At 70.4% G+C, this 18,964-nt stretch carries 21 protein-coding genes; 14 read left to right on the top strand and 7 right to left on the bottom strand.

Annotated features, from left to right (window positions below; all coding sequences use genetic code 11):
* Positions 1–52: 52 nt before the first annotated feature.
* From H4W81_RS09610 to H4W81_RS09580, 7 genes are read left to right on the top strand one after another with little or no spacing between them, the layout of a single operon-like run.
* Positions 53–1,294 (top strand): CaiB/BaiF CoA transferase family protein, encoded by a 1,242-nt coding sequence (locus H4W81_RS09610; protein WP_192774476.1) that lies wholly within the window; start codon positions 53–55, stop codon positions 1,292–1,294.
* A complete protein-coding gene (locus H4W81_RS09605) occupies positions 1,279–1,665 on the top strand; it encodes a thioesterase family protein (RefSeq protein ID WP_192774475.1) in 387 nt (128 codons plus the stop codon). Before H4W81_RS09610 ends, H4W81_RS09605 begins: the two co-directional genes overlap by 16 nt.
* A complete protein-coding gene (locus H4W81_RS09600; RefSeq protein WP_192774474.1) occupies positions 1,662–2,630 on the top strand; it encodes a tripartite tricarboxylate transporter substrate binding protein in 969 nt (322 codons plus the stop codon). Before H4W81_RS09605 ends, H4W81_RS09600 begins: the two co-directional genes overlap by 4 nt.
* Positions 2,627–3,133: a tripartite tricarboxylate transporter TctB family protein gene (locus H4W81_RS09595; RefSeq protein WP_192774473.1), complete on the top strand. Its 507-nt coding sequence runs from the start codon at positions 2,627–2,629 to the stop codon at positions 3,131–3,133. Before H4W81_RS09600 ends, H4W81_RS09595 begins: the two co-directional genes overlap by 4 nt.
* On the top strand, positions 3,133–4,617 hold the full coding sequence (locus H4W81_RS09590; RefSeq protein WP_192774472.1) for a tripartite tricarboxylate transporter permease: 1,485 nt from the start codon (positions 3,133–3,135) through the stop codon (positions 4,615–4,617). The genes H4W81_RS09595 and H4W81_RS09590 overlap by 1 nt, the downstream gene beginning before the upstream one ends.
* Complete coding sequence (locus H4W81_RS09585) at positions 4,614–5,384, top strand: enoyl-CoA hydratase/isomerase family protein (protein WP_192774471.1); 771 nt, start codon at positions 4,614–4,616, stop codon at positions 5,382–5,384. The genes H4W81_RS09590 and H4W81_RS09585 overlap by 4 nt, the downstream gene beginning before the upstream one ends.
* On the top strand, positions 5,369–6,520 hold the full coding sequence (locus tag H4W81_RS09580; RefSeq protein ID WP_192774470.1) for a CaiB/BaiF CoA transferase family protein: 1,152 nt from the start codon (positions 5,369–5,371) through the stop codon (positions 6,518–6,520). The genes H4W81_RS09585 and H4W81_RS09580 overlap by 16 nt, the downstream gene beginning before the upstream one ends.
* Here H4W81_RS09580 and H4W81_RS09575 read toward each other — a convergent pair.
* From H4W81_RS09575 to H4W81_RS09555, 5 genes are all read right to left on the bottom strand, one after another.
* Positions 6,509–6,682: a hypothetical protein gene (locus H4W81_RS09575; RefSeq protein ID WP_192774469.1), complete on the bottom strand. Its 174-nt coding sequence runs from the start codon at positions 6,680–6,682 to the stop codon at positions 6,509–6,511. The genes H4W81_RS09580 and H4W81_RS09575 overlap by 12 nt on opposite strands.
* 14 nt (positions 6,683–6,696) lie before the next feature.
* Positions 6,697–7,512 carry a DUF429 domain-containing protein gene (locus H4W81_RS09570; protein WP_192774468.1) on the bottom strand — a complete coding sequence of 272 codons (816 nt, stop codon included), beginning with the start codon at positions 7,510–7,512 and terminating at the stop codon, positions 6,697–6,699.
* Positions 7,513–7,588: 76 nt separating this feature from the next.
* Positions 7,589–8,134, bottom strand: coding sequence for an alpha/beta hydrolase (locus H4W81_RS09565; protein ID WP_192774467.1), 546 nt, complete (start codon positions 8,132–8,134; stop codon positions 7,589–7,591).
* Between the two features lie 109 nt (positions 8,135–8,243).
* Entirely contained in the window at positions 8,244–8,711 is a 468-nt protein-coding gene (locus H4W81_RS09560; RefSeq protein ID WP_318781629.1) for a hypothetical protein, read from the bottom strand.
* A gap of 181 nt (positions 8,712–8,892) precedes the next feature.
* Entirely contained in the window at positions 8,893–9,930 is a 1,038-nt protein-coding gene (locus H4W81_RS09555) for a hypothetical protein (RefSeq protein WP_192774465.1), read from the bottom strand.
* Positions 9,931–10,228: 298 nt separating this feature from the next.
* Between H4W81_RS09555 and H4W81_RS09550 the strand changes: the two genes are divergently transcribed.
* Positions 10,229–10,894 carry a hypothetical protein gene (locus tag H4W81_RS09550; protein WP_192774464.1) on the top strand — a complete coding sequence of 222 codons (666 nt, stop codon included), beginning with the start codon at positions 10,229–10,231 and terminating at the stop codon, positions 10,892–10,894.
* Here the strand turns inward: H4W81_RS09550 and H4W81_RS09545 are convergent.
* A complete protein-coding gene (locus H4W81_RS09545; protein WP_192774463.1) occupies positions 10,788–11,873 on the bottom strand; it encodes an ROK family transcriptional regulator in 1,086 nt (361 codons plus the stop codon). The genes H4W81_RS09550 and H4W81_RS09545 overlap by 107 nt on opposite strands.
* A 95-nt stretch (positions 11,874–11,968) precedes the next feature.
* Here H4W81_RS09545 and H4W81_RS09540 point away from each other — a divergent pair, with 95 nt between their 5' ends.
* The 5 genes from H4W81_RS09540 (at position 11,969) to H4W81_RS09520 (ending at position 17,401) form a co-directional block, all read left to right on the top strand.
* The gene (locus H4W81_RS09540; protein WP_225958525.1) at positions 11,969–13,210 is read left to right on the top strand and encodes a Gfo/Idh/MocA family protein; all 1,242 of its coding nucleotides are present in this window, start codon (positions 11,969–11,971) and stop codon (positions 13,208–13,210) included.
* Entirely contained in the window at positions 13,200–14,459 is a 1,260-nt protein-coding gene (locus H4W81_RS09535) for an ABC transporter substrate-binding protein (protein WP_192774462.1), read from the top strand. Before H4W81_RS09540 ends, H4W81_RS09535 begins: the two co-directional genes overlap by 11 nt.
* A gap of 69 nt (positions 14,460–14,528) precedes the next feature.
* The gene (locus tag H4W81_RS09530; RefSeq protein ID WP_318781628.1) at positions 14,529–15,497 is read left to right on the top strand and encodes a carbohydrate ABC transporter permease; all 969 of its coding nucleotides are present in this window, start codon (positions 14,529–14,531) and stop codon (positions 15,495–15,497) included.
* Entirely contained in the window at positions 15,487–16,293 is an 807-nt protein-coding gene (locus H4W81_RS09525; protein ID WP_192774461.1) for a carbohydrate ABC transporter permease, read from the top strand. The genes H4W81_RS09530 and H4W81_RS09525 overlap by 11 nt, the downstream gene beginning before the upstream one ends.
* Positions 16,294–16,588: 295 nt before the next feature.
* Entirely contained in the window at positions 16,589–17,401 is an 813-nt protein-coding gene (locus tag H4W81_RS09520) for a Rossmann-fold NAD(P)-binding domain-containing protein (RefSeq protein WP_192774460.1), read from the top strand.
* A gap of 6 nt (positions 17,402–17,407) precedes the next feature.
* Here H4W81_RS09520 and surE read toward each other — a convergent pair whose 3' ends face one another.
* Complete coding sequence (gene surE, locus H4W81_RS09515) at positions 17,408–18,283, bottom strand: 5'/3'-nucleotidase SurE (RefSeq protein WP_192774459.1); 876 nt, start codon at positions 18,281–18,283, stop codon at positions 17,408–17,410.
* A 61-nt stretch (positions 18,284–18,344) separates the two neighbouring features.
* Here surE and H4W81_RS09510 point away from each other — a divergent pair, with 61 nt between their 5' ends.
* A complete protein-coding gene (locus H4W81_RS09510; protein WP_192774458.1) occupies positions 18,345–18,914 on the top strand; it encodes a TetR/AcrR family transcriptional regulator in 570 nt (189 codons plus the stop codon).
* The last annotated feature ends 50 nt before the right edge of the window (positions 18,915–18,964 follow it).

The raw sequence follows: 18,964 nt of genomic DNA, 5'->3' as shown, positions 1-18,964 counted from the left end.
ATATCCCGGCGAAGTGCGGTTTTCTTCATTTTTCTGACACATAGGGGATGCAATGGATTCTTCCGACGTCGCGCCGCTCATCGGCGTCCGCGTGATCGAGGTGGGGGCGTTCATGGCCGCCCCCTTCGCGACCATGCAGCTTGCCGACCTGGGCGCCGCCGTCGTCAAGGTCGAGAATCCCCTGGGCGGCGACCAGGTCCGCGCCATCGGCCCGTTCGTGGCAGGGCACAGCTCGCCGTTCGCCAGGCTCAACCGCAACAAGCGCTCCGTCGCCCTGGACCTGAAGAGCGAGGACGGCGTGGCCGCGCTGCGCCGCCTGGTGGAGACGGCCGACGTGCTGGTGGAGAACCTCAGGCCGGGTGCGATGCGCAGGCTCGGTCTCGGCTACGAGGAGCTGCGGCTGATCAATCCCCGGTTGATCTACGTCTCGGCCTCGGGCTGGGGTCAGGACGGGCCACTGGCCGACCTGCCGGGACTCGACATCATGGCGCAGGCCCGCGGCGGCCTGATGAGCGTGACAGGCCCTCCTGACGGCGATCCCGTCAAGGTCGGCGTGCCGATCGCCGACCTGGTGTGCGGCCTGTACGGCGCGCTCGCCGCCGTCGCCGCACTGCGCGCCCGCGACCTGACCGGCGAGGGCCAGCACGTGGACGTCTCCCTGCTGGAGTCGGCCGTCTCGTTCGCCGTATGGGAGGCGGGCAAGTACTTCGCCACCGGCGAGGTCGGCAGGCCGCTCGGCTCGGCGCACCAGAGCACGGCCCCGTACCAGGCGATCCGCACCGCGGACGGCTGGTGCACGGTCGGCGCGGTGACCCCGAAGACCTGGCACGGCTTCTGCACGGCGCTCGGCCTGGCCGGCCTTCTCGAAGACGCCAGGTACGACGACGCCCACGACCGGCACGGCCTGCGCCACGAGCTCGTGCCCGCCATCGAGGAGGTGACCACGACCAGGACCACGGCCGAGGTCGTCGCCGCGCTCGAGGCGCACGGCGTCCCCTGTGCCCCGATCTCCACCTACGACCAGGTGTTCAACGACGAGCACCTCGAACGGCGGAACTACTTCTGGGACGCCGACCACCCCGTCATGGGCGCCGTGCGCCAGCTCGGCTCGGCCATGCGGTTCTCCGCCACCCCCACCCGTCGCGAGTCGGCGGGCCCGCTGCTCGGCGCGGACACCGTCCAGGTGCTGCGCGAATGCGGGCTGACCGACAGCGAGATCGACCGGCTGCTCGCCGACGGCGTCGCGGCCCAACCCCCCATCCCACCATTGGAGAGTTCATGGGAGACCAGCTGACCATCGGTGTGAGCGGCAGCCTCACCTGGATCGTCGACGAACGGCACTGCACCCGCCGCGGCGACCACGACATCTTCTCCACGCCCAACCTCGTGCACCTGCTCGAGGACGCGGCGATCGAGGCGCTCGCGCCGTACCTGAAGGAAGAGGAGGGCAGCGTCGGCAGCAGGGTCGAGATCGCGCACGTCGCGCCGACGCTGAAAGGCGCCTCCGTGACCGCCACCGCCACCGTCACCGAGGTCGACCGCCGCCGCGTCACGTTCGACGTGGTCGCGCACGACCACAACGGCAGGATCGCCGAGGGGACGCACGAGCGTTTCATCATCAACCTGGACAAGTTCGCCGCCAAGCTCGCGGAGCTGGGATCATGAAAGGGATCGTGCTGGCGGGCGCGGCCGTCCTGCTCACGCTGACGGCCGCCTGCTCCGGGCAGGCCGCCTCGGACGGCGGCGGGTCGTGGAAGCCGCGCGGCGACGTGCGCATGATCGTGCCGTTCGGCGCCGGCGGCGGCAGCGACCTGGCCGGGCGCGCGATGGCCACGGCACTGGAGAAGTCCAAGCCCGGTCTCAAGGTCAACGTGGAGAACCGCGAGGGCGGCTCGGGCGCCGTCGGGTACTCGGCGCTGCTGGCCAAGAAGGGCGACGGCAACTACCTGCTCGCCACCGAGAACGCCATACTCTCCCTGCCGCTCAGCGGCCAGGCCTCCTTCACCCGCAAGGACTTCACGCCCGTCGCCAAGCTGGCCGAGGACGGCGCGGTGATGGTGGTCAAGAAGGACGCGCCGTTCACGACCTGCTCGGACGTGATCGACGCGGCCAAGAGCGGCCGGGTCAGTGTGGGCATGTCCGGCGCCTTCGGCGTCGACAGCGTCATCTTCACGATGATCGAGCAGAAGACCGGGGTGAAGTTCCAGCGCGTGCCGTTCGAGTCCGGTGGCGAGCTGGTGCCCGCGGTGCTCGGCGGGCAGATCCAGGTGGCCCTGCTCAACCCCGGTGAGGTCATCGGGCAGCTCAGGTCCGGCGACCTCAAGGGCCTGTGCGTCACCACGGACAAGCGCTACACCTACCCGGAGTTCGCCGCGCTCGGCACGGCGAAGGAGCAGGGCATCGACGTCTCCTACGTGCAGTTCCGCGGCTTCCTCGCCCCCGGCGGCCTGGACGAGCGGGAGCGCGCCTACTGGGAGGAGGCGGCCAGGGGCATCCCCAGGACCGCCGAGTTCCAGAAGTGGCTCAAGGACAACTACCTTCAGCAGGCCGAGCTGTACGGCGCCGAGTTCGGCGCCTATCTGGAGCAGCTCGACACGGCGCTCGCCCCGGTGCTGAAGAAGTCGTCATGAGCCGCAGGCGACAGGGTGAGGCCGCCGTCTGGGCCGGCCTCACCCTCCTGGCGGCGGCCATGGCGACCGGCGCGCTCGGCTACGGCATCACCAAGGAAGGCGGCCAGATCGGGCCAGGCTTCCTGCCGTTCGTGGCCGGGGTGCTGCTGGCCGTGCTGGCCGGCACGGCGCTGGCGGAGACGCTGCGCCATACGGAACCGGAGGAGGCCGCGCCCGCGCGGACGGAGAGCGACGAGCAGGGCAGGACCGAGCCGCAGCGCGTCAGGATCCTCTGGACGGTCTTCGCGATGCTGCTCGGCGCGCTCCTGCTGGTGCCGGTCACCGGCTTCCTGGTCGCGTTCGGGCTGCTGGTCTTCGCCGTCTCCGCGTTCGTGGAGCGGCGGCGGCCGGTGCCCGCGCTGACCGTCTCGGCGGTCGCAGTCCTGGCGATCTATGCGATCTTCGTCCTGTTCCTCGGCGTCCCGCTGCCCGGCGGCCTGCTCGGCATCGGAGGGGAGAGCTGATGCTCGACAACCTGCTGATGGGCTTCGGCGCCGCGTTGACCCCCGCCAACCTGATCTGGTGCTTCGTCGGCGTGCTCGCGGGCACGATCATCGGGCTGCTGCCCGGTCTGGGGTCGACCACGGGTGTGGCGGTGCTGCTGCCGCTGACCCTGTCGTTCGAGCCGCTGACCGCGCTGATCATGCTGGCCGGCATCTACTATGGCGCGCAGTACGGCGGGACCATCACCTCCGTGCTCATCTCCACGCCCGGCGAGGCGGCCAGCGTGGTGACGGCGATCGACGGCTACCAGATGGCGCGCAAGGGCCGGGCCGGCGCGGCGCTGTCCATCGCCGCCATCGGCTCGTTCGTCGCCGCGATCATCTCGCTCGTCCTGCTCGTGGCGATGGCGCCGCCGTTCGCCGCGCTCGCGATCAACTTCGGGCCGCCGGAGAACCTGGCGGTGATGGTGCTCGGCCTGGCCACGATCGTCAGCTTCTCCGGCGGGGCGCGGCTGCGCGGCCTGGCCATGGCGACCCTCGGCATGCTGCTGGCCACGGTCGGCGTGGACGCGGCCACCGGCGTGCCGCGCTACACCTTCGACGACGTCAACCTGCTGTCCGGGCTGCCGTTCGTGCAGGTCATGATCGGCCTGTTCGCGGTCGGCGAGGTGCTGTACCAGATCAGGGAGGGCGCGGCCAAACCGATCCACGCCCGCTTCCGCGACCTGATGATCACCCGGTCGGAGCTGTCCAGGTCGAAGGGCGCGATCGCCCGCGGCAGCGTCATCGGCTACCTGCTGGGCTGCCTGCCGGGCGCGGGCTCCACCCTCGCCTCGTTCCTGGCCTACGGCGTGGAGAAACGCGTCTCCAGGAACAGGGCCGAGTTCGGCCACGGCGCGATCGAGGGGGTGGCCGCGCCGGAGAGCGCCAACAACGCGGCCGCCAACGCCAACTTCGTACCCACGCTGGCGCTGGGCATCCCCGGCGGCGCGACGACCGCCGTGCTGCTGGGCGCGTTCCTCATGTACGGCATCCAGCCCGGCCCGTTGCTCTTCGAGGAGCAGCCCGAGCTGGTGTGGGGACTGCTGGCCTCGTTCTTCGTCGGCAACGTGATGCTGCTGATCCTGAACCTGCCGCTGGCGCCGCTGTTCGCCCAGATGCTGCGGATTCCCTACGGCTACATGTATCCGCTCATCCTGCTCACCAGCTTCGTGGGCGCCTACTCCATCGACAACAACATGTTCAGCGTCTGGGTGGTGTTCGTCTTCGGCCTGGTCGGCTACTTCATGAAGAGGTTCGACCTGCCGATGGCGCCGCTCGTGCTCGGCCTGGTGCTCGGCCCGCTGTTCGAGAAGGCGCTCGCGCAGACCTCGGCGATGGGCGACGGCGACCTCACCATCCTCTTCACCCGGCCGATCGCCCTGGTGGTGCTGGCGCTCGCGGTGCTGCTGCTGGCGGGGCCCGCGCTCATCAAGCCGTTCAAGAAGGAAAGGATCACCGTATGACCGAGCTCATCGTCTCGGCGGACGGGCCGGTGCTGCGGGTCGTGTTCAACCGGCCCGACCAGCACAACGCGCTGACGTGGGCGATGTGGGACGGCCTGTACGACGCGTGCGAGCGCGCCGACGCCGACCCCGACGTCAGGCTGCTGGCGCTGTCCGGCGCGGGTGGCAGGGCGTTCGTCGCCGGCACCGACATCTCCCAGTTCACCGCGTTCTCCGGCGGAGAGGACGGCATCGCCTACGAGCGCAGGGTACAGCGGATCATCGACCGGCTCGAACGGGTCCGCGTCCCCACCCTGGCCGTCGTGGACGGCTACTGCGTCGGCGGCGGCCTGGTCGTCGCCGCCGCCTGCGACCTGCGCATCGCGACGCCCGAGGCCCGGTTCGGCGCGCCCATCGCCAAGACCCTGGGCAACTGCCTGTCCATGAACACCTACTCGCTCCTGGTCCACCACCTCGGCCCGGGCCGCACGCTCGACATGCTCCTGCGCGCCCGCATGTTCTCCGGCGCGGAGGCGGCCGCCGCGGGGTTCGTGGCCGAGCTCTGCTCCCCCGAGGAGCTGCAGGCACGGCAGGACGAGGTCGAACGGCGCCTGCTCGCCCACGCCCCGCTGTCGATGTGGGCGGCCAGGGAGGCGCTGCGCCGGTTGCGGGTGGCACGACTGCCCGAAGGGGACGACATCGTGGCCGAGGTCTTCGGCAGCGAGGACTTCCGCGCCGCCGTACCGGCCTTCCTCGCCAAGGAGAAGGTGACATGGCAGGGCCGCTAGCAGGCACTCTGGTGCTGGACCTGTCGCGGGCGCTGGCCGGGCCGCACGCGGCCATGATGCTCGGCGACATGGGCGCCCGGGTGATCAAGGTGGAGTCGCCCGGCGGCGACGACTCGCGCCGGTGGGGACCGCCGTTCGTGTCCGGCGAATCCACCTACTTCTTCTCCTGCAACCGCAACAAGGAATCCGTCGTCCTGGACCTGAAGTCGGCCGAAGGCAGGGAGACGCTCGAACGGCTGGTCGGCCGGGCCGACGTGCTCATCGAGAACTTCAGGCCCGGCGTGCTCGACCGGCTCGGCTTCCCGGTGACCAGGCTGCACGAGCTCAACCCAGGACTGGTGGTCCTGTCCATCACCGGCTTCGGCCACGACGGGCCCGAGGGCGGGCGCGCCGGATACGACCAGATCGCCCAGGGTGAGGCGGGGCTGATGAGCCTGACCGGCCTGACCGAGCCCACCAGGACGGGGGTGCCGATCGGCGACCTGCTGGCCGGCGTCTACGGCGCGTACGGCGTCGCCTCCGCCCTGGCGGCACGGGAGCGGACCGGCCAGGGCGTCGTGGTGCGCACCTCGCTGCTGGCCGCGCTCGTCGGAGTACACGCCTTCCAGGGCACCCGCCACACCGTCGCAGGCCAGAATCCCGGCCTGACCGGGAACCACCACCCCTCCATCGCCCCGTACGGCGCGTTCGGCTGCGCCGACGGGATGATCCAGGTCGCCTGCGGCACCGAGGAGCACTGGCGGCGCTTCGCGAAGCTCCTCGACATCGATCCCGAGGAGTTCCCCGGCAATGCCGACCGCATCGCCAGGCATCGCGCGCTGGTCGAGCGGCTCGAATCGGTCCTGCGCACCCGGCCCAGGCGGCACTGGCTGGACCTGCTGGCGGCCGAAGGCGTCCCCGCGGGCGCGATCAGGACGATCGAGGAGGTCTACACCTGGGAGCAGACGCTCTCCCAGGGGCTGGTGATCGAGGTGGACCATCCCGCCACAGGTCGCGTACGGCTGCCAGGACCTCCACTGCGCGTGGAGCGCGCCGACGGCACCTCGGTCACCAGGACGCGACACCTGCCGCCGCCGCTGCTCGGCGAGCACGACGAGACGATAAGGAGGGAACTCGACGAAGGTCTACTCGCGTGACGCCCGCACCGGCGAACGGCGCGAGGCGGTCGCCGAGGAGACGCGGCCTACCCCTTTCACCGGCTCCAAGCTGATCTCCTTCGCCATGACGTCGCGCACGGCGACGGGGAACGCCTGGTCGGTGCGCAGGTGTCGCGCCGTACGGCACCGCGGATCTGACACTGTCCACCCGAGACTCAAACCCAGATCGCGCAGGCGAGTCCGTCGCTGAAGATCTGCGGCGGCGACGGCATGGGACGGGCCTGACCCGTGGCGACCCGTCGCGCCGACCAGGCCGCTACCGCCGCGTCAAGGACGTCATCGACGGCTGCCATCACGCCCGCATGACCGAGCTCTCGCGGGACCGCGATGCCCGCGCCTTCGAGGAGAGCACGACGGCGCTCGACACCGGCCCAGGTGGTCTTGCGGACCGGCAGCGGCGCCCCCGCCAACCGCGCGAAGCTCACTTCCGGATGGACCTCGACGACCCTCAGGCTCGTCTCGCGGATCCACCGGTCGACCTGCAGCAGCTTGTCCTTCAAAGCGAACGCCTGCCGCGAGACCCCTTCACCGGCCAGCCGCTGATTGATCGCCGCCGCCGCCGCGTGGTTCTCGGCTTCGAGCGCCTCACGGGTCGGCGTCATGAACACCGATGGCCAGCGCGCGCCGACCGCTTGCCGCGCGAGCACGTCGGCTTCCCGCCGTCCCCGATCAGGCAGCCCGATCGGCATGTCGACGGCCACAGCGTCCAGCTCGCCGTCCTTCGTGACCGCTGAGACCAACTCGCCGATCCGCGGTCCGAAGTACGCGTGGACCTGCTCTCCGCTGAGGGCGATCGCGATCCATCCCTGCCTGCATCCGTCGATGCCGAGCACTCGCATGAGGCCATGCTCCACCCGCTTGAGACCGCGGAGCGCCGCATGCCTGTCGGGATGGCCGTCCTGGTGGCGCTGATCCGGCCGGCCGCTTCTCACGCCGGCCCCGCGCCGCGCATACCCGCCCGTCGTGCTCACGCCCGGAGCCCATCCTGTTGAGCGTCAGCTTTCTGTCCCGAGCTGTCCGTGCAAGCTGGGCGGCGTGGGACTTCCGCTAACGCCAGACGACGCTGTCGAGAAAGGCTTCCATGGTCGTCGTCACCTGACCGAGCACCTCGGCGGACCTGTGCAGCGGCCCCGGCACCTTCATCCCGTGATCGGCGCCGGTGACCTCGAGGACGTGCGGCGTCAACTCCCGCGCCAGCGCGCCATCCCAGAAGTCGTCCGCGGTGCCGCCGACGAGCAGGAATGGCCGGGTGGCCCGACGCAACGGCTCCACGCATGCGGGCATCGTGAGCAACGGCGTCAACCAGATACCTGGCAGGCCGCGATCTGCGGCCACGGCGGCGCCGTACGAGCCGAGTGACTTGCCGATCAGCAGCGGTGTCGCCAGCTTCTCCACGACGGACGTCACCTGCTCGTAGACCCAGGAATGCCTCTCCACCAGGGGGCGGCCCTTCGGCGGTGTCCACGAGATCAGTTCGAGGTTGGCGCCACGGCGGGCGGCTGCTTCGCCGGCGTAGGCGAGCAGTCCTGCCTGCGGTCCGTACATCCCGCCGGGAATGATGACGGCGTTCCGGCTCGATGCCCCTTCGCTCATTGCTGGAAGGTATCGCCCTTGGCTGGAGTGCATGATGCCGCCGAGTGTCTAGGGTGATCGGTGGTCGGCGTGCTGTTCCGCTGTCGGCAGCACCTATGCGACGGGGCGGTCAGGTGCGCAGGCGTTCGAGTTCGTCGGCGCGGCGGTGGTCCTTCGGCCGCCCGATGGCCCGCCGCATGCGGATGAGGTCGTCGAGCGCGGCATAGCGGACCGTGAAGCCGGAAGGGTCGTCCGCATACGCGGCTCGGGTCAGGCATGCGGTGACGTCGAGGCCGCCCCAGGACAGGGCCGGCGTGCACAAGTCTCCGCTGGCACCGGTCACCCGATAAGCCACCTGCGCGTGGTCGAGGTCGGGCGGCTCGGTGCACCCGGCGATGACGAGGGCGTCGCGCAGGGCGCGGGCCTCCGCAGGCGTGCCGTCCCACAGGAGATCGAGGTCGCCGGTCAGTTCGGTGGAACCGTGCATGATGCCGGCGACCTGGCCGACGACAATGGCATGTGAGCCGGCCTTGTGCAGGGCATGGAGGAAGGGGAACGGATCGAAACCGAGTGCCCCGTCCGTAGCGAAGGTGCCCACGAGGTCGTCGGCGTCCTCTGGGCACCGTCCCGTGGCGGTACGGTCGCGAGTGACGCCATGGGTTCGGGAGATGGCCTGACGAAGTCGTGTGACAGCAGTCTGGGGCATGCGCCCATCCAACACCGTGCCGAGCTGTCATGTGGCAGTCGCGACCCCCGAGATGCTCTGGCAGGGCGGCCGGTCAGCGGAAGTCGGTGATGCGGAACACCGCCATCATGTCCGCGGCCCTGGAACCGGGTGAGAAGGAGGCTTCGGCACCGACCCACCCGCGGAAGGCGCCCTTGTCGTCGATGATCTGCATGAGCGGTTTGACGTGGGAGTTGCCGGTGTAGCAGAACTCGCCGCGCTCCATCGCCAGACAGGTGCACCAGTGCCACAACGTGTCACGGCGATCGGTATTGGAGATCTTCGTGAGGTAGTACTGGATGGAACTCACGTTCGCGCTCGTTCCGCCCCCGTACTTGGGGCAGCCGCCCGACTTCTGGCAGGCGCCCGTGGACGACGGCTGGAGGTAGGTCAGGCACCAGGTGGTGCTGGCGCAGGTGCGGAAGGAGGAATGGGCGAACCTCTGACCGCTGGAGGTGACGATCTTGCCGCCCGCCCAGCTCGCCAGATCCTGCCTGAGCGTGCCGGCGAACGCCTTCACCGAACTCATCGCGCGCCGGGTGCCGAGCGCCGCGTTGCTGCCGTATCCGTAGCCGTGGGTGGCCAGCGTGCTCTGCTTGAGGTCCAGACGAGCAAGCGTGCCGTCGGAGGAGGGCCGCACGTACCACTGCTCGGTCCACGTCTGGGCGATCTTCCACCGGATGCTCACCACGTCGCCGGACACGGTGTACGTCCCGGTGCGGTTCTCATCGGGGGCGCCGGTGAAGCCGCCGGCGGTGAGCACCTCGCAGGTACGGGGACGCGATCCGGATCCGCCTGCCTTGGTGGTGCAGCCTGAGTCGGGGGTGGTGCCGGTGCCCTGCCTGGCTTCGGGATGGCGCTGCCACCACAGATGCAGAGCCGCGGTCACCGTGCCGTCGGCGGCGAAGCGGTAGCTGCCGAGTCTTACCCAGTTCTGCCTGGATGCGGCCTTCAGGTGTCCTTGCGAGACGACATAGGTGGCCTTGCCGCCCGGCAAGGCCGCGGCGGAGGCGGCAGCCGGCGGGGAAGGGGCGATGGTGAAGCTGAGAAGCAAGGTAAGGACCGCTGCCGCGATGGAGGGAACCGCGCGCATGAAGCCTCCCGATCATTGACGGACTTCGCCGACTGTGCACGAGCGCCGATTTCCGGTCCATGCCGGAAAGCCGCCAAGCCATCCTGCCGGGCGGTGGCCCCCTTGTACGCCGAATGGTCAACAAGAACCTGTGAGAAAGCGATCCCCCTTGCGGGGAAGGGCCTTCCTGTCGGGGAGGGCAACAGGTCAACGTCGGTTCCATGCGCCTATAGGCGCAGGCCAGAAGCAACGTCGGGGAACCGGCGGCCCACTCAGAGAGGCTCGGTGTTGCCTGGCGGCGGGACCGCTCGCCAACGGCGTGCGGGAGCGGGTCTGGCATGCCACCACGGCGCCGCTGTGGGCTGATGGGCTGCACCTCGGCGTCACCGCGCTCGGTACGGCCAACCTTGCCGCGTCGCTGCCCTATGTCACGTCGATCCCCGTGTGGTGCGCGCTGTCCGCGCTCGCCCTGGCCCTCACCGTCATGGGCCGGGTACGGCTCGCGTTGCCGCTCGCGCTGCCGACCGGGATCAAGGCCTGGGCGCTCGGCACCGGCGTCGTCTTCGCCGATGCCACGACCCTCCCCGTCGAGCCGGCGTTCCTGACGAGCGACCCGCTCTACGCCGGCAGCGGTCCCGTCGGAGCGGTCACCGGGCCGCTGCTGGCCTGTGCCGGCCTGACGATCCTTGCCGTGCGCCGGGTACAGCCAAGGCGGCGGTCGCTGTGGTGGCTGGCGGCCGTACCTCTGCTGGCGACGGCCGACCCCGCGCGGATGGCGCTCGACGCTCCCGACCCGGTCGTCCTGGTCAGGATCGCGGCCGAGGTCGTGACGCTGGCGGGCGCGGTCTGGGCGGGACGGATCGACCGGCGGCCCGCGATCAGAGTCCGAGCACCTCGCGCTCCACGTGGTCCAGCGCCAGCCGTACCCCGCCCAGCGCGACGCTCTCGTCCCCGAACGTGGAGATCACCACCTCGGGCACGCTGAGGCACAGGTCGTCCAGGTGGCGGCGGAGCGGAGCGAGCAGCACCTCGCCCGCGCGGGCGTAGCCGCCGCCGATCACCACCAGGTCGGGATCAATGGCGAGGATGAGCGCCGAGGTGCCCACCGCGAGGTTCCACGCGAAGCTGTCGACCGCGTCCACCGCGGGCTGCTCGCCCGCGCCGGCCGCGGCGAACACCTCGTCGGGGCTGCCCTTCTCGGTCAGCGCGCGGCCCGCGTCCTCCCAGCCGACCTGCCGCAGGGCGCCGATCTCGCCCGCGCCGCCACTGCGCCCCCTGTGCAGCCTGCCGCCGATGAGGATGCCCGCACCGGCCCGGCGGCCGGCCAGCACGTAGACGATGTCCTGGGTGTGCTGGGCGCTGCCGCACCAGTGCTCGGCCAGCGCGGCCAGGTTCGCGTCGTTGTCGGCCAGGCCCTTGCAGCCGAACCAGCGGCCCGCGTGCGCGGCCAGGTCGACGCCCGTCCAGCCGGGCAGCACCAGGGAGAGCGTGACGCGGCCCGACCTGTCGACGATGCCGACGGTGCCCGCCGCGACGGCCCAGACGCGCGATCTGGCGATGCCGAACCTGTCGGCGCACGCCAGGGCGGTGCGCTCGGCCGCCGCCAGCCGTTCGGGCGCGGAGGCCGCCTCCTCGACGAGCGCCCGCTCGGAGGCGACCACCTGACCGTTGAGGTCGGCGAGGGACACGAGGATCTTGTTGGCGCCGACGTCGACGCCCAGCACGTAACCGGCGTCCGCGCGAAAGGCGAACCGCCTGGCGGGCCTGCCCATCGCGCCGCCGTCGGGCGGGACCTCCCTGACCCAGCCGCGCTCGCCGAGCTCGTCGAGCACCGCCTCGACGGTCTGCCTGGACAGCCCGGTGATGCGGCCGAGCCGGGTCAGCGTGGTCACGCCCTCGCTCCGCAGCGCCCGCAGCGTGGCCTGGGTGTTGACCTTGCGCACCAGAGACGCGTCCCCCAGCACTTATGAGACCCGCTTTCGTAATTACCCCATTGACGACCAACCGCCAGGATCCTAGCATCAGCCGACATACGTAATCCGGTTACATAAGTGGAGGCATGATGGTGACTCTCGCCGTCGTCGGCGCGGGTTCTCGGGGGACCTCCTACGCCCGCCACGCCGTCGAGTCCGGCCGCGCCCAGGTGGTCGCGGTGGCCGACCCGCTCCCCGTACGGCGCGGCAGGTTCCCCGGCGCGACGCCGTACGCCGACTGGCGCGAGCTGGCCGCGCTCCCCCGCCAGGCGGACGCGGTGGTCATCGCCACGCAGGACGCCGACCACGTCGAGCCCGCCGAGCGCTTCGCCGCGCTCGGCTACGACATCCTGCTGGAGAAGCCGATGGCGGTCACGGAGAAGGACTGCCACCGGATCGTGGCCGCCGCCGACCGGCACGACGCGATCTTCGCCGTCTGCCACGTGCTGCGTTACACCCCGTACACCAGCGCGCTGAAGGCGCTGCTCGACGCGGGATGGATCGGCGAGATCGTCAGCGTCCAGCACCTGGAGCCGGTCGGCTGGTGGCACCAGGCGCACTCCTACGTCCGCGGCAACTGGCGCAGGACGGACGAGTCGACGTTCATGCTGCTCGCCAAGTCCAGCCACGACCTCGACTGGCTGGTGCACATCACCGGCAAGCGGGTCACCAGGGTGTCGTCGTTCGGCGGGCTGCACCACTTCCGCCCGGAGAACAAGCCCGCGGGTGCGGCGGACCGCTGCCTGGACTGCGCGGTCGCGGCGGACTGCCCGTACGCCGCCCAGCGCATCTACCTGCCGCTGGCCGGGCAGGACGTGTGGCCGGCGTCGGTGCTCTCCGACGACGTCTCCGAGCGGGGACTGCTGGAGGCGCTCAGGACCGGCCCGTACGGCAGGTGCGTCTACGACTGCGACAACGACGTGGTGGACCACCAGGTCGTGAACATGGAGTTCGAGGGCGGCGCCACCGCGTCGTTCACGATGACCGGCTTCACCCCGGCCGGCCACCGGCAGACTCGGATCTTCGGCACCCGCGGCTCGATCGAGGGCGACGGGGAGCGCCTGACCGTCCACGACTTCGTCACCCGCGAGGTGGAGACGGTCGACACCCGGCCCATGGGAGACGCCGGCGCCGCCGGCGGGCACGGCGGCGGCGACCAGGGGCTCGTGGACGCCTTCCTCACCGCGGTCGCCACCAGGGACCGCTCCCCCATTCTCTCCTCGCCCGGCGAGAGCCTGCACAGCCATCTGATCGCCTGGGCGGCCGAGAGGTCCCGCCTCGAGGGCGAGATCGTCACTCTGGAAGGAACCACCCCCCATGCACGGTAAGCAGATCGCGGCCGTCCTGGCCCTGGGCGCGAGCCTGGTGGCCTGCGGCTCCACCCCCACCGCGGAGAAGGCCGCCGAGTCCGGCGGCGGCGACCGCGGGCCGATCACCTTCGCCAGCGGCAAGTTCGAGGCCGAGGCAACCCAGAAGATCGTCGACGCCTGGAACGCCGCACACCCCGACCAGAAGGTCACCTCCGTCCTGCTGCCCGAGAGCGCGGACGAGCAGCGGCGCAAGCTCATCCAGAACGCCCAGACCAAGTCCGACTCGTTCGACGTGATCCTCATCGACGCGGTGTGGACCAGCGAGTTCGCCGCCAACCGGTGGGCCGACGAGCTGACCGGGCAGCGCTTCGACGTGACCGGCTTCCTGCCTCCTTCCATCGAGACCGGCAAGTATCGCGGCAAGCTCTATGCGATGCCGCTGTTCACCGGCACGGGCCTGCTGTACTACCGCAAGGACCTGGTCGAGCAGCCGCCCAGGACCTGGGACGAGATGAAGAAGATCTGCGCCGAGGTGCTGCCGAAGCAGAAGGGCATGAGCTGCTACGGCGGCCAGTTCGACAAGTACGAGGGCCTGACCGTCAACTTCGCCGAGGTGATCAACTCCGCGGGCGGCCGGTTCCTTGACGACTCCGGCCGGCCGCAACTCACCAGCGACGCGGCCAAGCAGGGCGCCAGGTTCCTCGCCGACGGCTTCAAGAGCGGGCTGATCCCCAAGGAGGCCATCACCTACAAGGAGGAGGAGGGCAGAGTCGCCTTCCAGGAGGGCAAGCTGCTCTTCTACCGCAACTGGGCCTACATGTACGAGAACGCCAGCAAGACCGACGGCTCCAGCAAGGTCAACGGCAAGTTCGACGTGGCGCCGATCCCCGGGCTGACCGGTCCGGGCGCGGGCACGCTCGGCGGCAACAACCTGGCGGTCTCGTCCTTCTCCAAGCACAAGGAGACCGCCAAGGACTTCATCGCCTTCGTCACCTCGGCCGAGCAGGAGAAGGCGTTCGCGCTGATCAACTCCACCCCGCTGGCCCGCGCCTCGCTGTACGAGGACCCCGAGCTGATCAAGAAGTACCCGTACCTGCCCGCGCTCAAGGACGCCATCCTGGCGGCCAAGCCGCGACCCGCCGCGGTGAAGTACGGCGACGTGACCGCGGCCATCCAGGAGTCCGCCTACGCGATCGTCTCCGGGACCAAGCCCGCCGACCAGGCGCTGACCGAGCTGCAGTCCGCGCTCGGCCCGCTGCTCAAGTAGCCGGGCACGCTGTTCGGGCATGGTCATCCGGTACGGCATGCCGTACGGACCGAGGGAGGTAGCAGGACGGTGGTCACGCTGACCGAGGAGCGGCGCCCGGTCGCGACCGGGCCGGGCAGGCGACGGCGGGAGGTCGCGCGCGGGCAGTCGTGGCTGGCGGCGGCCATGCTCTCGCCCACGCTGGTCGTGCTCGCGCTGGTGGTGTTCTACCCGCTGGTGGCGGCGCTGCGCGAGTCGTTCTACACCAGCGGCGAGACGCTGGACGCCGACGGCTTCGTGGTGGAGGGTGAGCGGTTCTCCGGACTGGCCAACTACGCGGGCGTGGTGAGCGAGCGGTTCCTGAACGCCGCCTTCAACACCACGCTGTTCACGGTGGTCACCGTCCTGCTCGAGGTCGTGCTCGGGGTGGCGATGGCGCTGGTCATGAACAGGGCCTTCCGGGGGCGGGCGGTCCTGCGGGCCAGCATCCTCATCCCGTGGGCGGTGCCGACCGCGGTGTCGGGGCTCATGTGGAAGTGGATCTTCCAGGCGGACGGGGTGGCGAACACGCTCCTCGGCACGGAGATCCTGTGGACCGCCGAGGGCGTCTACGCCAAGCTGGCCGTGATCGTCGCGGACACCTGGAAGACGGCCCCGTTCGTGGGCCTGCTCGTGCTGGCCGGGCTGCAGATCATCCCGCGTGAGGTCTACGAGGCGGCCAGGGTGGACGGGGCCTCGCCCAGGCAGACGTTCTGGCGCATCACGCTGCCACTGGTCAAGCCCGCCCTGCTGGTGGCGGTGCTGTTCCGGTTGATGGACGCGTTGCGCATCTTCGACCTGCCGTACGTGCTCATCGGGCCGCGCAAGCACTCGGTGGAGACGCTGTCCGGGCTGATCTGGGACGAGGCGACCAGGGTTCACTACGGGCCCGCTTCGGCGTACGGCACGGCGCTGTTCGTGTACATCGCGCTGATCGCCTTCGTGTTCGTCAAGCTGCTGGGCGCGGACCTGCTGAGCGACGTGCGCGCCCGCGAGAAGGAGACCGCCGATGCTGCGTAGGACCGGCATGATCGGCATCGCGCTCTACTGCCTGGTGCCGTTCTACTGGATGGTGGTGTCGAGCTTCCGCCGCACCGCCGACATATACGACAAGTCCCCCATCCCTGCGCCATGGTCTCTCGAGTCCTACCAGGCGGTCTTCGAGGAGGGGGTCGGGTTCGGCCAGTCGCTCGGCAACAGCCTCATCGTCGCGGGGGTGACGACCGCGGTCACGCTGCTGATCGGCACGATGGCGGCCTACGCCCTGGCCAGGCTGACGTTCCGCTTCAAGAACCTCATCCTGGCGCTGATCATCGCGGTCTCCATGTTCCCCGGGGCGCTGCTGATCGTGCCGTTGCTGAAGCTGTTCACCGCGATCGGGTGGATCAACACCTACCAGGCGATGATCGCGCCGTCGATGTCGTTCGCGCTGCCGCTGACCGTGTGGAACCTCACCACGTTCTTCCGGCAGCTGCCGTACGAGCTGGAGCAGGCGGCGATGATCGACGGCTGCACGCCGTTCGCGGCCTTCCGGCGGGTGATGCTCCCCCTGGCCGCGCCCGGGATCTTCACCACCGCGATCCTGGCGTTCATCGCGACGTGGAACGAGTTCATCATCGCGGTCACCATGATCAACGATCCGGGGCGGCAGACGGCGACGGTACGCATCGCGCAGTTCACCGGCGCGGCCAAGTTCGACACCCCGTTCGGGACGCAGATGGCGGCGGGCGTCCTCGTCACGATCCCCCTGGTGCTGCTGGTCCTGTTCTTCCAGCGCCGCATCGTCACGGGACTGACGGCGGGCGCGCTGAAGTAGCGAGGGCGGGAAGGGCGCCCGGGCATGCGCGACCTTGGGGCCTTGGTCGGCTCCATCGTGGGCGCGGGAGAGCCACGGCACCAGCCTGCGCGTTGAGGACGGCGTGCGCCGGATCGAGGACAGCTCGGCACGCTCGAGAGCAGTGTCGTCGTGGCCGACGGTGGCGACCGGCGGGTACTCGCCCTTGTTCTTGCCGGACGGGATGACGGCTTGCGGACGATGTCTGAGACGATCGCTTATGGGCCTGAGCGTCTCGACGATGTTCAGTCTCATCGCAGGCTGGTGGACTAGAGCCATGACGAACAACACCACCATCCTGGTTCTCGGATCTACCGGCAAGACCGGCCGCCGCGTGGCGGACCGGCTGAAGGCGATGGGGCGCGACGTGCGCGCCGGCTCCCGCCCCGACTTCGACTGGGAGGACAGCAGCACCTGGGCGCCGATCGTCCGCGACGTCCATGCCGTCTACATCACCTACTATCCCGATCTGGCCTTCCCCGGCGCCCTCGACCGCATCCGCCAGTTCACCGCGCTGGCCGTACAGTCCGGAGTACGCCGCCTGGTGCTGCTGTCGGGCCGCAACGAGGAACTGGCCCAGCAGGCCGAGCAGGCCGTGCTGAGCTCCGGCGTCGAGGCCACCGTCGTGCGCTGCAGCTGGTTCATGCAGAACTTCAGCGAGGGCTGGCTGCTCGACCCGGTGCTGAGCGGCACGATCGCGCTACCCGCCGGGGACGTGACCGAGCCCTTCGTGGACGTCGAGGACATCGCCGACGTGGCCACCGCCGCCCTCACCGAGGACGGGCACGCCGGGAAGGTGTACGAGCTCACGGGGCCGCGCCTGCTCTCCTTCGCCGAGGCCGCGGCGGAGATCTCCGCCGCCAGCGGCCGCGAGGTCACCTACGTGCCGGTCACCCCCGAGGAGTTCGCCGACGGCGCACGCGCGGCGGGCCTGCCCGAGGACGAGATCGTCGGCCTCAACGCGCTGTTCGCCGAGGTGCTCGACGGCCGCAACGAGAACCTCGCCGACGGGGTACGGCAGGCGCTGGGCCGGCCGGCGCGCGACTTCACCCAGTACGCCAAGGACGCTGCCGACGCCTGGCGCGCCTGACGGGCCTCACGGGGTCAAGCCCGCCAGCCGTATGCGCAGGAGCGCCGTGACGGCCGGCGCGGCCTCCCAGCTGCCGTCGAGGGGCGTGATGGTGACGTGCCCGGCGTCCAGCAGGGTGCGATCGGCGTCGCGGACCGGGTCCGGCTCGGTGGCCACCACCGGCTGGATGCGATAGCAGGCCGCGCAGGCCTCGGGCGCGGGAGCGTACCCGGTGGAGATGAACGACGAGGTGCCCAGCCGGGCGAAGCTCACCGTGCCGTTGGGCTTGACCGGGTAGTTGACGTTGAGCGCCGTCCGCGGCGGCAGGATCTGGCGCGAGCTCGCCAGCCGGTCGACGACCTTGACGGCGAAGGCGATGGACTGCTGGGCGCTGGGGAAGGACGGCGGGTTGGTGGTGAGGTCCACGGCCGTGCTGAAGGCGACCGCGGGCACGCCGTTGTCCAGCGCGGCGATGGTGGCGCCGACGGTGCCGGAGTGGTTGACGACGGCCGCGACGTTCTGCCCCGCGTTGGGCCCGGAGACCACGAGGTCCGGCGGGTCGCCGGCGAAGACGACCCGCAGGCCGAACGCCACCGCGTCGCCGGGGCTGCCGCTGACCGACCAGACGCCCGGCGACTTCTCCGCCGCCTCGATGGTGGTGCCGAACTTGGCGTTGAACGCGGTGCCGCTCCCGCTGGAATCGGCTGCCGGGGCGACGATGATCACCTCGTGCCCGGCCGTGGTGAGGGCCCGCCGTAGCCCCTGGATGAACGGGAAGCCGTAGCCGTCGTCGTTGGTGAGGAGGATCCTGAGCCCTTGCCGCGCGTGGGCCTGCGCGGGGGACGATCCGGGGAGGAAGGCTGTCAGGAGTAACAGCAGGGCGATGAGGGCGCGTTGGACCATGGGGTGCTCCCGTCCTACCTTTTGCGCCTGAGGTGTGATTTACGTTACGGTTTGGAACGTAATGGTGAAACCGGACAGCGCCCCTGTCAAGGGGCGGCCGAGGGACCCCGCCGTGGAGGCGCGGGTGCTGGAGGCGACGCTGGAGCTGCTGGCCGAGGTGGGCTACCAGCAGGCCTCGATCGACGCCATCGCGCGGCGGGCTGGCGTGAGCCGGCCCGCGGTGTACCGGCGGTGGCGCTCCAAGGCGGACATCGTCGCGCAGGCGCTGTTCGGCCAGTCGGAGCGCACGGCGCCGCGGGTGTCGGGGGATCTGCGACGTGACCTGCGGGCGTGGGTGGACGCCGTGGTGGCCCGTTTCGGCCGGCCGGAGGTGGTCCAGGCATTCCTGGGGCTGATGGCCGACCTGCCGGACAAGCGGCGCTTCGGCCTCGAGCTGGTACGGCCCCGCCGTGCGCACCTGGCCGGGACGCTGGCGCAGCCTGGCGTACGGCCGGGGGTGGACCAGCAGGTCTTCCTCGAGATGCTGGTGGGCGCGGTCTTCCTGCGCGTGGCCACCGGGCGGGATGTGAGCGAGCCCGCATACGCCGACGAGCTGACCGAGCTGCTGTACCACGCCGTCGTGGGCACTTGACCTCCGTCATCCGCGCCGGCGAGGCGTGCACGCTCAGGCCATACTGCTGC

Source organism: Nonomuraea africana (assembly GCF_014873535.1).
GTDB classification, from domain to species: Bacteria; Actinomycetota; Actinomycetes; order Streptosporangiales; family Streptosporangiaceae; genus Nonomuraea; species Nonomuraea africana.
The sequence above is the reverse complement of the archived record's forward strand: the minus strand, read 5'-3'. Positions and strand labels throughout refer to the sequence as shown.